Source organism: Oscillibacter sp. PC13 (genome assembly GCF_900115635.1).
In the GTDB taxonomy this organism is placed as follows: domain Bacteria; phylum Bacillota; class Clostridia; order Oscillospirales; family Oscillospiraceae; genus Oscillibacter.
The window spans coordinates 90,200-102,477 of record NZ_FOXE01000005.1 but is presented as its reverse complement, the minus strand read 5'-3'; the positions used below and the strand labels follow the sequence as shown (position 1 = coordinate 102,477).

Below are 12,278 nucleotides of genomic sequence, written 5' to 3'. Positions count from 1 at the left end.
TCATCCCCTCAGTTCCGCGATGCGGGCGGGAATATCCGCCGCCTTGTATACCGCGCTGCCGGCCACCAGCACGTTGGCCCCGGCGTCAATGCAGGTTTTGCAGGTGTCCGGGGCGACGCCGCCGTCCACCTCCAGCTCACAGGCTGGATTTTCCGTCTCAATCCACGTGCGGATGGCCGCCACCTTGGGCATCATGTCCGCCATAAACTTCTGGCCGCCAAAGCCAGGCTCTACGGTCATCACCAAAACCAGCTCCACTTCCTTCAGGAAGGGCAGCACTGCCTCCGCCGGTGTTTTGGGCTTCAAAACCACGCCGGCCCGTTTCCCCTTGGCGTGGATTTTGGCAATGGCGGCGTGAATGTTTTCCTCCGTGTCCGCCTCCACATGGACGGTCACCAGATCGGCGCCGGCGTCGCAGAACCGCTCCACATACCGCACCGGCTCCACAATCATCAAGTGTACATCCAGCGGCATCTTCGTAACCTTCCGGATGGACGCCACTACCGGGATACCGATGGTGATGTTCGGTACAAACATCCCATCCATCACGTCCACATGAACGTAATCGGCGGTTTCAATGCGTTGGATATCCCGCTCCAAATTCGCAAAATCAGCGGAGAGGATAGACGGTGCAATTTTGACCATGGAGATGGCCTCCCTTTCTCAAATTCAGCGGAAAAACGAAACAGCCGGGCTGACAGGCCCTGTGGCGCCCTCTCCTGCGGGCGCATAGGATACTGCAAGCGGCAAGGGCGTCCCCCAGATCTCTTCCGCGCAGCGTCCGCCCCCTGGACGGGGCGCCGCCGCTTTTTTGAATAGAGAGCCGGCGGGAGCTTCCCGCCGGCTCCAATTATATTTGGAACCTGTTTTAGTGTACCAAACTCCCCCGGCAAAAGCAACTCCCCGGCGCCCCCCTTAAAAAATTTTCCCCTTGTTGCAAAAACGACTTCTATATTAAGAACATCATGATATTCTAATATTACAAATTCCACAAAGGTGGTGTGTATGGTAGAAAATCGGATAAACTACATCGAGCAGGCGGCACTTTTAAAGGCCCTGTCCAATCCCGTCCGTCTGCAAATTGTTCACCACCTGCTGGCCACCGGCTGTCATAATGTCAGTTGTATGGAGCGCGAAACCGGTATGTCCCAGTCCTGCATTTCCCAGCATTTGCAAAAGCTGCGCTCTGCCGGCATTGTCACAGCCGCGCGCATTGGCAATGAAGTCTATTACCGTGTGACATCGGAAGAAGCCGCCCGTCTTGTGGCGCTTTTGCTGAAGGAGGAGGTATCCGCTTATGCCCCATGATATTTTGATCATCGGCGGAGGCCCGGCAGGTCTCTCCGCCGCCATCAATGCCAGATCCCGTGGGCGGAGCGTTTTGGTAGTTTCCAATCCCCCGGCAGAAAATCCGCTGTGGCCTGCAAAGCGGGTTGACAATTACCCAGGCCTTCCTGGCATCTCCGGTGCGGAGCTGCTCACTGCGTTGCGCCTGCACGCCGAGGAGGCCGGTGCAGAATTCTGCACCGGAAAGGTTCTTTCAACCGCCTTTATGGCCGGTACATGGTATGTCAGCGTAGGGTCAGATATGGAGGTGGCCACGGCCGTCATTCTGGCGGCAGGCGTATCCCGCGGCAAGAAATTCCCCGGCGAGGCGGAGTTCCTCGGGCGGGGCGTCAGTTACTGCGCCACCTGCGACGGGATGCTCTATCGCGGGAAAGCGGTCGCGGTGCTGGGCTACAGCGGCACTGCCCGGCAGGAGGCTGACTTCCTTCGTGAGATTGGCTGCACCGTTACCTATTTTGACCAACCCCGGCACTGCGAAATTTTGGGTGACGAACGTGTGGAGTCCATTGTCTGCGACGGGGAGTCCGCCGCAGTGGAGGGGGTGTTCATTCTCCGGCCAACGGCCGCGCCGGACGATCTCTTTCCCGGCCTTGCCGTGGAAAACGGATATGTAGCCGTAGACCGGCGCATGGCCACCGGTCTTCCCGGTGTGTTTGCAGCAGGTGACTGCACGGGAGGTCCTCTGCAGGCGGTGAAAGCGGCCGGCGAGGGGCTGATTGCGGGGCAGAGCGCTGCAGCCTATGTGGCGGATCTGAACCGGCAGATGAAAAAAGGAATCCAGACAACTTAAAAATAAAGGAGTAATGACAATGGCAATCAAGCATTTGACAACTGCAGAGTTCGATGCCGCAGTGGACGCGGCTCCCCTGGCAATGGTAGACTTCTGGGCGGCTTGGTGCGGCCCCTGCAAGATGCTCTCCCCCGCGGTGGAGGAGCTTGCAGAGCAATATGGCGACAAGGTCCTGGTTGGCAAGGTCAACGTGGACGAGGAGCCGGATCTGGCCCGGCGCTTCGGCGTCATGAGCATTCCCACCGTCGTCTTTTTGAAAAACGGCCGGGAGTTTGACCGGAAGGTTGGCGTGATGCCTCCGGATGCGTTCAGCGCAGTGCTGGACGAAAACCTGTAAAAAGTACGAGGCTCCCGGCGCCTGAGCGCCGGGAGCTTTGTACTTTTCCCCTGACAGCGGCGGATATCGCCATAAGGCAGAATAAAACGGGAGAGATCGTTCGATCCCTCCCGTTTCTGTTCTCTTTAGCCTAAAGGGCGCAAGCTCCCTCAGGAGACATTCAGCACTTTTCGAAGATGGTGGCAGTACCCATGCCGCCGCCGATGCACAGCGTAGCCATGCCCTTCTTGGCCTCGGGGCGCTTCAGCATCTCGTGAATCAGCGTGACAATGATACGGGCACCGGAACAGCCGATGGGATGGCCGATGGCGATAGCGCCGCCGTTTACGTTGACCTTGGCCATGTCAAAGTGCAGTTCGCGGGCCACAGCAATGGACTGGGCGGCAAATGCCTCGTTGGCCTCCACCAAGTCGATATCGTCAATGGTGACGCCGGCCTTATCCATTGCCTGACGGCAGGCGGGAACCGGGCCAACACCCATGATCTTGGGATCCACGCCGCCCTGGCCCCAGCCAATCAGCTTGGCCATGGGCTTCAGACCGTACTTCTCAACCGCCTCGCCGGAAGCCAGCACCATGGCGGCAGCGCCGTCGTTCAGGCCGGAAGCATTGGCGGCGGTCACGCGCTGCACATGCTTGTGGGCATCTGCCTCGTGGATTTCCTTGGGCTCAAAGGTATGGACAATCTCGTTCTCCACGCCGTCGGGACCAACGGGGAATGCACCGCGCAGCTTGGCAATGCCAGCGGCGGTGGTACCTGCCTTGGGATATTCGTCAACCTTAAAGTCCACAGTTTCCTTCTTGACCTTCACAGGAACAGGGACAATCTCATCGTTGAAGCGGCCAGACTCAATGGCAGCGCAGGCCTTCTGCTGAGAGGATGCGCCGAACTCATCCAGTTCTTCGCGGGTAATGCCCCACACATCGCAGATATTCTCAGCGGTGGTGCCCATGTGATAGTTGTTGTACGCATCCCACAGGCCGTCCTTGATCATAGTATCCACGATCTTCTTGTCGCCCATGCGGGCACCCCAGCGGGTATCCGAAGAGGCAAAGGGAGCCTGGGACATGTTCTCAGTGCCGCCGCAGACAATAATCTCCGCGTCACCGGCCAGAATGGAACGGGCACCCTCAATCATGGTCTTCATGCCGGAACCGCACACCATGTTCACAGTATAGGCGGGTACGCTGAAGGGAATCCCTGCTTTAATAGAAACCTGACGGGCGATGTTCTGGCCCAGGCCTGCGGTCAAAACGCCGCCGAACATGACCTCATCCACCTGCTCCGGCTTCACACCGGCGCGATTCAGAACTTCCTTTACCACGATGGCGCCCAGTTCAGCGGCCGGCGTGTTCTTCAGGGAGCCGCCAAATGAACCGACAGCGGTTCTGCAGCAATTCACGACATAAAGATCTTTCATGATGTTCCTCCGTTATTGTAAAATTTTGATCGGCAACGGCCGGATAAATATCTGAAAACCGCCGCTGCCGAAATGCCAGACATTGCTCTGCGGCAGATTTACGCATCTCTCAAGATTGCCAATTTTTTGACAAGCAAATTGCGTGCTCCGCCTCACATACTTGTATTATACGGGGTCTGCCCAGCTTCGTCAATGCAAAATTGTCCGTCTTTCAAAATTTTGTTAAATATTTGACAAAATCCCACTCATTTTCAGCATCTTGACGAAAATGAGTGGAATTTTCTTGGTCATGAATCTGCAGCACGGCGCAGTATTGTGAGCTTTTCATAAAATTCTCCGGTGTGAATCTCCTGGTAAGCCTTCTCCAGCTTGATTTCCGCCTCTTCCGCCGCTTTCTGCAAAAGACTGTCAAAATAGTCCCCTGCAATCACCTCTTCATCCGGTTGTTTTCGCAGCAGAATATAAAAACCGTTCTCTGCCTCTATCAAGCCGCTCCACTGCCCATCCTCCAGCGATTGTGCCGCTTCCTCCACTGCCGCTGGCAACACGCCCCTGCCAGGCAGGAAGGTTCGTCCCGCAGGATATTGGGCCCGGTCCGGGTCATCACTGTAAGTATCGGCCAAGGCAGCAAATCCCGCGGCCGGATCCGGGCTTGAATTCAGCTGTGAAAACACACTCTCCGCCCGCTGGCGCCGCTGAGCCAGGGCCTCCGTGTCCCCTTCCGGCACATCTTCCGTAGAAATTAAAATTTTATCCACACAGAGATACCCTTGTTCCTCTCCAAAGCGTTCGACAGCCCCGTCAGCCGGGTACAGCCCGCTTCCCGCCGTACGGTACAGATCATACAGGTGGCTGTACAAATAATAGTCGGCTGACATCGTCTCCGCGTCCGCCCGTTCCAGTCCCATGTCCGCCAAGGAAGCCAGGTACGCCTCTTCCCCGCCATAATGTTCTGTTTTTTCCGTCCAGTCATCGGCCATTGCCCTTCGATCTGCTTCTGTTACAGAGATGCCATATGTCTCTGCCCAATTCTCCACCGTGGCGTACAAAGCCGTGCTCTGCAGCGCCTGCTGGGCCGCGTATTCCGCCAAGCTCCCGCCGGAGAGCGGCGCGCTCCAGTCCAGGGTATCTCCCGTGCGCTCGTATGATGAATGGATAAAATCGCAGTTATAGGTCAGCCAGTAGAGGTATCGCCAGGAGGGTATTTCCCTGCCGTCCACCGTCAAAAGCACCGCGTCGGGGCTTATACCCGTGCCCTCATAAAAAAGGCCGGTTTTTCGCCCTTCTTCTTTTTTCCCCCCGCAGGCAGCAGTGAAGCCAAACAATAGCAGGGCAGCCAGCAAGAGCGCGATCCGTTTTCTCATGATGTTCAGGCTCCTTCACAGGATTGTCCTTCCATCCTATGTGAAGGAAACCTGAAACATGTCTTTTATTTCGGTGTATCGCCAGCCACTTCCTCCGTTGCCAGACGCAGCTCCTCCACCAGGCCTGCGGCGGACTCCAGCACGTCCGCGCCGGGCTTCAGCTTCAGGGAGAGGGCAGGCAAATCCCCGGCGGCCAGTGTCAGCCGCTGCTTGTACTTGGGCAGTCCGCAGACAGCCACCAAGGCCTCCGGGTGGAACACACCCAACTGGAATTTCAGCACATTGCCCTTTTGAGAAATATCGGATACGCCGGCTTTTGCCGCCGCCGCCCGCAGCAGGGCCACGTCCAGAAGGGCCAGTACGGATTTCGGTGCCTCGCCATAGCGATCCAGCATCTCGTCCAGCAAATCAGAGGCATCGTCATCCGTACGAATGGCAGCAATCCGTCGGTACAGATCTATTCTCTGTTCCGGGGCAGGCACATACCGCTCCGGAATATTGGCATTCACCGTAAGGTCAGCAGAGCACTCCGTTTCAATCTGCCGCTCCTCGCCCTTTTCCTCCAAAACAGCCTCCTCCAGCAGCTTCAGGTACATGTCGTATCCCACGCTCATGAGATAGCCGGACTGCTCCGGGCCCAGCAGATTGCCGGCGCCCCGGATTTCCAAATCCCGCATGGCAATCCGGAAACCGGAGCCGAATTCCACGTATTCCCGGATAGCTGAAAGGCGCTTTGCCGCAGTTTCCTGAAGGATCTTGCCCCGCCGGTAGGTAAGATACGCGTACGCCCGGCGGGCACTGCGGCCGATGCGTCCCCGGATCTGATGCAGCTGGGCCAATCCCATCTTGTCCGCATCCTCAATGATTAAGGTATTGACATTGGGAATATCAATGCCGGTTTCGATAATGGTGGTGCACACCAAAATATCCGCCTCGCCGTCCACCATGGCCTGCATAACGGCAGAAAGTTCCTGCTCCCCCATCTTCCCGTGTCCCACTACAATGCGGATCTCCGGCCCCAGCATCTTCTGGATGCGGGAGGCCGTAAGGTCAATGGACTCCACCCGGTTGTGGAGATAATAAATCTGGCCGCCCCGGCTGAGTTCTTTCCGCATGGCGTCCTCTATAATCGCCCAATCATGCTCCAGCACGTAGGTTTGGACCGGCTGTCGATCCCGGGGCGGCTCTTCAATCGTGCTCATATCCCGAAGGCCGGAGAGCGCCATGTTCAGCGTCCGCGGAATGGGGGTGGCAGAGAGTGTCAGCACGTCCACCTGGCGGCTCATCTCCTTGAGCCGTTCCTTATGGGTGACGCCGAAGCGCTGCTCCTCGTCAATAATCAGCAGCCCCAGATCGTGGAAGACCACCGTTTTCTGCAGCAGCTTGTGGGTGCCGATCAGCAAATCCACCCTTCCGCCTGCTGCGGCCCCCAAAATCCGCTTCTGCTCCTTGGCCGTGGTAAACCGGGAGAGCACTTCAATCTTCACCGGGAAATTCCGGAATCGGTTCACTGCCGTGGCGTAATGCTGCTGAGCCAGAACCGTGGTGGGCACCAGAATCGCCGCCTGCTTGCCGTCCAGAATACACTTCATAACCGCCCGCAGTGCCACCTCTGTTTTCCCATAGCCCACATCTCCGCAAAGCAGACGATCCATGGGGCGGGGCCGTTCCATATCAGCCTTGATCTCCGCAATACAGCGGAGCTGGTCATCCGTCTCCGTATAGTCAAAGGCCTCCTCAAACTCCTGCTGCCAGGGGGAGTCCGGGGAAAAAGCGAACCCTGGCCGCTTCTGCCGCTCGGCATACAGGGCAATTAACCCCTTGGCCAAATCCTTTGCGGCGCGTTTCGCCTTGGTTTTCTGCTTGGCCCACTCGGTGCCGCCAAGCTTATTGAGCCGGGTCCGCTCCTGATCCTCTCCTCCGCCGATATACTTGCTGACCAGGTCCAGCTGTGTAACCGGAACATACAGGCAATCTCCGCCGGCATAGTCAATTTTGATATAGTCCTTCTCCACGCCGTCCACGGGCATCCTCTGGATCCCCGCGAACCGTCCTACACCATGATGGGTATGCACCACCAGATCTCCCGGGGACAAGTCTGTATAGGACTGTATCTTCTGGCGGTTGGATTCCTTTTTCAGTTTTCGCTGTTTCTGCGGAGCAGTCATCAACTGCCCCTCCGTCAGAACAGCAAGGTGCAGCTGCGGCCACTCGCTCCCTGCAGACAGAGCGCCCACAGAAATCCGCACCTCTCCAGGCGCGGGCATTGCGGTACCAGTCAAATCCAGCACCGCCGGAATCTTCCGTTCCTCCAGCAGATGCTGCAGGTTTTTTGCCCGGGTCTCCCCGCCGCAAAGGAGCAGCACCCCGCTGCCGCTCTCCCGGTAATGGCTCATATCGGTGACGGCAGTCTCCAGGCTGCCGCCATAGGAAGATAGCTGCTTGGCGTTGACAGACACCAGTCCCCTGGGCCGCATTGGGTGGCGCGACGTAGGCAGAGAATCCTCCATCAGCACCGGAAACTCCTCCAGCGCCGCATACAGTTCCTCCGCCGTCAGGCATAAATGGGCGTATTCTCCCGCCAGCACGCCAGCGGCAAGCAGGGACTCCATATCCTGCTTATACTGCAGCGCGGTATTCTTCACCCGGTCATCCACACGACCGCTTTCACACAGAAACACCACCGCGTCGGCAGGAAGATAATGAACGCCCGCCGTCACCTCCGGATATATCGCCGCCAGATACCGGTCCATGCCTCCGGGGACGGCGCCGTTTCTCATTCGCTCCGCGTCCTCCCGCAGCTGGGCGGTAATGGTCTCTGTCTTCTGCTTTTTGGCCAGCTTTTCCGCCAGCTTCTCCAGCTTGTCCGCAAGGCCCGGGAGTCCCCCCTCCGTGCTGCGGGGCAGCACCTCTGCCGCCGGCAGCAGCAGGGCGGCTTTCACATTCTTTACCCGCCGCTGGTTTGCCGGATCAAAGGTGCCCATGGAGTCGAGCTCGTCATCAAAAAACTCACAGCGCACCGGCTGTTCCATCAATGGGGAGAACACGTCCAAAATTCCGCCCCGCAGGGCAAACTGTCCCACGCCCTCCACCTGCTCACAACGGACATATCCCGCCGCCGTCAAATGATCTGTCAGCCGGCCGGGATCCGCCCGGCCGCCAACTTCCAGGGTCAGCGCCAGACTTTGCAGAAGCCCCGGCGGCATGGTCCTGGCCATCAGTGCATCTGCCGTGGCCACGACCGCGGCGGGGCTTCCGCTGGCCAGGGCATACAGGGCCGAAAGCCGATTCTGCTCCCAGGAACGGGAGCTGATGGAGCCGGGGCGGAACTGCCATTCACGGGAGAGCAGCACAACCGGATCCTTATCCGTAAGCGTCCGCAGATCTCCGGCCAAGAGCTGTGCCTCCCGCTCATCCCCACAGACGAACACCGCAGGGCGGCCGGTTCCCAAGGCCACTGCCGCGCTCACACAGGCCCGCTGCACCGGCTGTAGGCCATTCACCACCGCCGGGCAACCGCCCGCTTCCACCCGCCTGGTCAGCTCTGCCACCTCTGGAAGCGTATTCAATTTTTGCAGAAACTGTTCCATATTACGTCTTCCTTGTGTCATTACGGAAATGATATGGGCAGGCAAGCACACCCTGTCCGCAAGGGACAGGGTGTACCTGTCGATTCTTCCTTTTCATTCTATGCGGAATCCTCCAGCTTTTTCCGAAAAATTCTCACGGAGTCTCCCCTATACAGTGCCACCTCTGTCAATCCGTCAGTTAAAATCGTTCATCGCCTTCTGGCAGCCCGACGCAATGATGCAGGCCGCCGCTTCAATGGCCCGCTCAAAGCTCTCCAGCAGGATCTTCCTCTCTGCCTGGGAGGGTTGCCCAATCACCCAGTCAATCATGTCGCCGCCCTCCCCGGGAGCGCCTGTGCCAATTTTAATCCGTGGAAATTCCTGGGTCCCCAAGTGCGCAATGATGTTCTTGATTCCATTGTGACCGCCGGCGGATCCGGAGGGTCGTACCCGAATCTTTCCAACAGGCAAAGACACGTCGTCGTAAATGACCAGAACATGGTCAGCAGGAACTTTATAAAACTGTGCAGCCTCCCGCACCGCCTCACCAGACAGGTTCATATAAGTCTGCGGCTTCATCACCAGACATTTGGATCCGGCAAAAGCCAAAACCTGATATGCGGATTTGAATTTCACCTTGTTAAGCTTGACGCCCTGCTGCTCTGCCAGCAGGTCCACGGTGAGAAAGCCCATGTTATGACGGGTATTGGCGTATTTCTGGCCGGGATTTCCCAGTCCCACTACCAGCCAGTCCACAGCAGAATTTTTGTTTCCAAACAGCATTGCATTCTCCTTTGAAACGCCGCAAGGGCGGGGAAGAACTTCTTCCCCGCCTGCATGCTTTGTGAATCTTTTCCTGCGTATGCGTCAAAGCCGGCGTCACCGCAGGCTCCGACCTGACAGATACTTCTAAGCAAGGCGCTGTTTCCTCATTCTCCCAGATACGCCGGCAGCGCACTTGCCGCGGAAAAAACAGAACCGTTCGGGCAATGAATCGCCTCTTCCCAAAGCAGTTCCGGTCAGAGCAAGGTTTATGCCGGCAATCAGCGGAACAGCTTGGAAATGGAAACCTCCTGATAAATCCGCTCAATAGCCTCGGCAAACATGGAAGCCACAGACAAATAGTGAATCTTGCCGCTCTTAGCAGGGTCAATCGCCGGAATGGTGTCCAGCAGGGCCAGTTCGGTGATCACGCTGTTGTTGATGCGGTCAATGGCCGGGCCGGAAAGCACACCGTGGGAAGCACACGCGTGGACACTCTTGGCGCCGCCCACATCAATCAGTGCCTGGGCCGCATTGCACAGGGATCCGCCGGTATCCACCATATCGTCAAAAATGATGCAGTCCTTGTCCCGGACGTCACCAATCACGTTCATCACCTCGCACTGGTTGGCCTTCTGGCGGCGCTTGTCCACAATGGCCAGGTTCATGTGCAGCTTTTGGGCAAAGGCGCGGGCCCGGGAAACAGACCCCACATCCGGTGAAACCACTACCATGTCCTCACAGGCAGACCCAAACTTCTTGGCATAGTAATCCACAAAAATGGGGTTGCCTGCCAGATTGTCCACAGGAATGTCAAAGAAGCCCTGAATTTGGGAAGCATGCAGGTCCATGGTCAGTACGCGGTCAGCGCCGGCAGCAGTCAGCATGTTGGCCACCAGCTTGGCAGTGATGGGGTCCCGTGCCTTGGCCTTGCGGTCCTGCCGGGCATAGCCGTAGTAAGGCATGACGGCAGTGATACGGCCCGCAGAAGCACGCTTGAGCGCATCAATCATAATCAGCAGTTCCATCAGGTTGTTATTGACGGGGGTGCAGGTGGATTGCACGACAAACACGTCGGAGCCTCGGACCGTCTCATATAGGGAGACAAAAATCTCTCCATCGGAGAACGTCCCAACCTCCGCCTCGCCCAGCTTGGTGCCCATCAGTTTGCAAATCTCCTCCGCCAGCTTGGGATTGGCATTACCGGTAAATACTTTAATGTCCTTGCCATGGGAAATCATTTCCAAACGCCCTCTTTCTCTAATATTCTCTTTATTTATCCAATTGTTATTATTTATTATGCTAAAACTTCTATGAATGGAATCCGTCCTCACGAGTCCTTACCATGCATCTGCCGACGGCGCCGGGCCCAGCCCTCCTTGTTTTCCTGCTTGGATCGGGCAACCGCCAGGGCGTCGGCCGGCACATCCTTTGTGATGGTCGCTCCCGCTGCGATATAAGCACCTTCCCCCACCGTCACAGGGGAAACCAGGTTGGTATTGCAGCCGATGAAGGCCCTGTCGCCAATCGTGCAGCGAAATTTTTGAAAACCGTCATAGTTGGTGGTAATCGTACCGCAGCCAAAGTTGACCCCACTGCCCACATCGGCATCGCCCACATAGGTGAGGTGGGCCATTTTAGTGCCCTCCCCCAGTACACAGTTTTTCAGTTGAACGAACGCGCCGATGTGGCAGTTCGGTCCCACTGTACAGTTGGGTCTGATATGGGCATACGGGCCCACGTCACATCCGTCGCCCAAAATGCTCTCATTCACCTGCGAGGCATTAATCTCCACACCGTCTCCCACCGTGCACCCGTTTACCAGTGCCTGGGGACCAATGGTACAGCCCTTTCCAATGCTGGTCTCGCCCTGGAGGAGCGTTCCCGGTAAAAGCATCGTCCCACGGCCAATGACCACCCGGGGATCAATATACACAGCAGATGGGTCCAAAATTCGGACGCCGTTTTGAATATGGTGTTTTACAATCCGCTCCAGCAACAGGGGCTCCAGCTCTGCAATGGTTTCCAGCCCATAAACCGGAAGCCAGCCGGAAAGCATCTCCGCTTCCTGGATGGCATTGGTCAGCCGCTCCCTCCAGACACTCTGCAGCTCTCTGCCGGATGCCTGATAGACAAAGCCGGGTCCCGCTTCCTCCATGGGCAGCGCCGCCCTGGTCAGCACCAGAACCGAATCCGGTGTATCGAGGAATTCGGACAGATCGCTCTTTTGATCAGAAAGCGTCACGTCTGCATTCTCCGGAAAGCAGGCGCGGACCTCCTTCTTAAACTGCGGGCCGCAGACAACAAAAAACCGCTGTACGCCATCGGCCTGTAACTTGTCACGCATCCATCGCAGGATCGGGCAAAACAGCACAGCTTCCAGCATCAGCGGTTTGGCACGCGTCGGAGCAGTGGAGATTTCATCCAGGAAGATCACGGCGCGTTGCGGAAAATTCATCAGTGCTCTCTCCTTTTGTATCCATTTACGGTCTTATTATAGCAAAGTTCTTTTGAAAATCCAGTGTTTCCAGCGAATTTCTTCAAGAAATTTCCCTAAATCTTTTCGACATTTTGTCCTTTTTTTGTCAGAGCCAACGGGAGGAGAAGTATTTTCTGTAAAATTTTATAAGTTTTTCGGCATTTTGCAGAATTTCAGTCTCTTTTGTCGTGATTTTCTCCGAAAATCCTT

Annotated in this window: 10 protein-coding genes; 3 read left to right on the top strand and 7 right to left on the bottom strand. The window is 56.9% G+C overall.

All coding sequences use genetic code 11. The annotated features are described in order from the left end of the window. Positions 1 to 645 (bottom strand): ribulose-phosphate 3-epimerase, encoded by a 645-nt coding sequence (rpe, locus tag BMZ81_RS04175; protein ID WP_091128995.1) that lies wholly within the window; start codon positions 643 to 645, stop codon positions 1 to 3. A gap of 360 nt (positions 646 to 1,005) precedes the next feature. On the opposite strand from rpe, the gene BMZ81_RS04170 reads away from it, so the two are divergent. Genes BMZ81_RS04170 through trxA form a run of 3 tightly spaced genes read left to right on the top strand, consistent with a single transcriptional unit; the run spans position 1,006 to position 2,474 of the window. Further along, the gene (locus BMZ81_RS04170; protein WP_091128992.1) at positions 1,006 to 1,308 is read left to right on the top strand and encodes an ArsR/SmtB family transcription factor; all 303 of its coding nucleotides are present in this window, start codon (positions 1,006 to 1,008) and stop codon (positions 1,306 to 1,308) included. After that, positions 1,298 to 2,137: an NAD(P)/FAD-dependent oxidoreductase gene (locus BMZ81_RS04165; RefSeq protein WP_091128990.1), complete on the top strand. Its 840-nt coding sequence runs from the start codon at positions 1,298 to 1,300 to the stop codon at positions 2,135 to 2,137. Before BMZ81_RS04170 ends, BMZ81_RS04165 begins: the two co-directional genes overlap by 11 nt. Positions 2,138 to 2,156: 19 nt before the next feature. Then, a complete protein-coding gene (trxA, locus tag BMZ81_RS04160; protein WP_091128988.1) occupies positions 2,157 to 2,474 on the top strand; it encodes a thioredoxin in 318 nt (105 codons plus the stop codon). A 160-nt stretch (positions 2,475 to 2,634) separates the two neighbouring features. On the opposite strand, the gene BMZ81_RS04155 is transcribed toward trxA, so the two are convergent. From BMZ81_RS04155 to BMZ81_RS04130, 6 genes are all read right to left on the bottom strand, one after another. Continuing rightward, positions 2,635 to 3,894, bottom strand: a complete 1,260-nt coding sequence (locus BMZ81_RS04155; protein ID WP_091128986.1) for an acetyl-CoA C-acetyltransferase — start codon at positions 3,892 to 3,894, stop codon at positions 2,635 to 2,637. 287 nt (positions 3,895 to 4,181) lie between these two features. Then, on the bottom strand, positions 4,182 to 5,258 hold the full coding sequence (locus BMZ81_RS04150) for a peptidylprolyl isomerase (RefSeq protein ID WP_091128983.1): 1,077 nt from the start codon (positions 5,256 to 5,258) through the stop codon (positions 4,182 to 4,184). 65 nt (positions 5,259 to 5,323) lie between these two features. Next, positions 5,324 to 8,848 carry a transcription-repair coupling factor gene (mfd, locus tag BMZ81_RS04145; protein ID WP_091128982.1) on the bottom strand — a complete coding sequence of 1,175 codons (3,525 nt, stop codon included), beginning with the start codon at positions 8,846 to 8,848 and terminating at the stop codon, positions 5,324 to 5,326. Positions 8,849 to 9,022: 174 nt separating this feature from the next. Further along, entirely contained in the window at positions 9,023 to 9,610 is a 588-nt protein-coding gene (gene pth / locus BMZ81_RS04140; protein ID WP_091128979.1) for an aminoacyl-tRNA hydrolase, read from the bottom strand. Between the two features lie 260 nt (positions 9,611 to 9,870). Continuing rightward, on the bottom strand, positions 9,871 to 10,830 hold the full coding sequence (locus tag BMZ81_RS04135; protein WP_091128976.1) for a ribose-phosphate pyrophosphokinase: 960 nt from the start codon (positions 10,828 to 10,830) through the stop codon (positions 9,871 to 9,873). An 89-nt stretch (positions 10,831 to 10,919) separates the two neighbouring features. Continuing rightward, positions 10,920 to 12,047, bottom strand: a complete 1,128-nt coding sequence (locus BMZ81_RS04130; protein WP_091128973.1) for a GlgC family sugar phosphate nucleotidyltransferase — start codon at positions 12,045 to 12,047, stop codon at positions 10,920 to 10,922. Positions 12,048 to 12,278: the final 231 nt, after the last annotated feature.